The sequence below is a fragment of the Pseudaestuariivita atlantica genome, from assembly GCF_001205715.1.
In the GTDB taxonomy this organism is placed as follows: Bacteria; Pseudomonadota; Alphaproteobacteria; order Rhodobacterales; family Rhodobacteraceae; genus Pseudaestuariivita; species Pseudaestuariivita atlantica.
In genome coordinates this window covers 1-485 of the sequence record NZ_AQQZ01000054.1, presented here as the reverse complement: position 1 = coordinate 485, position 485 = coordinate 1, and the positions used below count along the sequence as shown (strand labels likewise).

The window sequence follows — 485 nt, the reverse complement described above, 5'->3', positions numbered from 1 at the left end:
ATTGAAGAATGGAGGATTAAAACAACGGAGTTTTCCGTTGTTTTAATCCTCCATTCTTCAATTTTGACGTTGCATTATTGATTTGTTAGAACATCAACGGCACATAGGGGGCAATAACACCTGCCCCGCCTCTCAACGATGCGCCTCTGGGCGGGTTTTCTTTTTCTAGGGTTTAGTCATTCGTAAGAAGTTCGAAAAACCAGCGCAGACCGTAGACGACCAGTTGGCCAAGATGATCGAGCGCGGCCTCACCGTAGAAAACGAAGACGAGGCCAAACACTACCTGCACCAGATCGGCTACTATCGCTTGTGCGGTTACACTCTACCGTTTCAGAAAGGCGGCGAAGAATATGACCGTCACGACTTCCGCGAACCTGTTGCGTTCGCAACGATCCTCGATAGGTACGTTTTTGACCGTAAACTGCGCCTTCTGTTGTAAGCGGTGCGCCGATCACACGGTTTTAGCGTAGTTCCATGGTAGCAGC

At 49.3% G+C, this 485-nt stretch carries 1 protein-coding gene; it reads left to right on the top strand.

What is annotated here, in order from left to right; all coding sequences use genetic code 11:
• Positions 1–232: 232 nt before the first annotated feature.
• Complete coding sequence (locus ATO11_RS21065; RefSeq protein WP_050532873.1) at positions 233–439, top strand: Abi family protein; 207 nt, start codon at positions 233–235, stop codon at positions 437–439.
• Positions 440–485: the final 46 nt, after the last annotated feature.

Excerpts from the sequence above, each read along its gene's own strand:
- ATO11_RS21065 (WP_050532873.1), top strand. The coding sequence starts at position 233 with ATGATCGAGCGCGGCCTCACCGTAGAAAACGAAGACGAGGCCAAACAC.